This is a genomic window from Oleiphilus sp. HI0066 (assembly GCF_001635725.1).
The window spans coordinates 1-522 of the sequence record NZ_LWFH01001753.1 but is presented as its reverse complement, the minus strand read 5'-3'; the positions used below and the strand labels follow the sequence as shown (position 1 = coordinate 522).

The following is a 522-nucleotide window of genomic DNA, read 5'->3' as shown; positions in this document are numbered from 1 at the left end:
AAATAGTAAGGCTACGATTGCTAAAATAATCAGTAACTGTGTTGGACTAATCCCCATTTTTCTTACCTACTCGAGTGATTCCAAAGCGACACATCCTATTTTTTAAACATGACATTTTTACTTCAGCGAGATGTATTTTTTTCGACGCGAGTCCGTACTTTGTTGTGGATGAATGCCTGTATTGTTTGCCGCTAAAACGTCATATTTTTTTCAAATAATTGTCACATCACACGGCTAGTTTCTTCGGCGTGAGTTTTTCGCAAACAAGATAAATCCATAAAATTTAGGATGTGATAATGAGTAAAGCGACGTTTGATCCGCGCAAGTTTAACAAGAGTTCCAATGCGCCTTTTTCAGAGGTAATGGAAGCGAATTTTAACCGCAGAGCGGTTTTAAAAGGCGGTGTTGGGGGCATGGCTGCATTAGGCATGCTGTCTACATTTGGTTTGAGTGCTTGTAGCAGTAGCGATAGCCCTTCTGTCGGTGCTGATCAGAGTTCAGTGTCTTTGGGGTTTGAGTCTA

Annotated in this window: 1 pseudogene; it reads left to right on the top strand. The window is 40.8% G+C overall.

From position 1 onward, the window contains the following. Positions 1 to 296: 296 nt before the first annotated feature. Positions 297 to 522 (top strand): annotated as a pseudogene (locus A3738_RS27230) (dTDP-glucose 4,6-dehydratase); the annotation flags it as partial.